The organism is Shewanella sp. 10N.286.45.A1 (genome assembly GCF_041470405.1).
In the GTDB taxonomy this organism is placed as follows: domain Bacteria; phylum Pseudomonadota; class Gammaproteobacteria; order Enterobacterales; family Shewanellaceae; genus Shewanella.
On the sequence record NZ_JBFRMK010000133.1, the window covers coordinates 1 to 407 of the forward strand.

A 407-nucleotide genomic window follows, 5' to 3' on the forward strand; every position below is an offset into this window, starting at 1 on the left:
AGCGGAGCAAACACTGTACCTGCAACCGCCAGCATCAAGTGTATGCGCTGTCGCAGGGAAGCGGCACCTCCTCGCAGTAAGCCATAATCTCTCACTCGCCGTAAGCCCTTAGGGAGTACGTGTTGCAGCACCAACCACAGAAACTCAACAGCGGGTAAAGTGCGTATTTCAGTGGCTTTAGTTTGGCTGTTTTGATATTCAAAGCTAACTTGGCCACCGATATTGCTGATGATATTTTTATCGGGCAATACACCGCGATAAAGATAGCGTGATAAGTACTTCAGGGCAGGTAAGCCTTTGCCAACATGCTGGCAATCTACCACCCACTTCTTTGGGATAGCTGCTGGCAGCTTGATGTTGAGCTTGCCTGCCAATTGCTCAAGCAAGCGTGCTCGCCATACTTTGGC

At 50.1% G+C, this 407-nt stretch carries 1 protein-coding gene; it reads right to left on the reverse strand.

Going from position 1 to position 407, the window contains the following annotated elements; genetic code table 11:
• On the reverse strand, positions 1-407 hold a 407-nt coding region (locus tag AB4238_RS11145), incomplete at both ends, for a transposase (protein WP_372033511.1).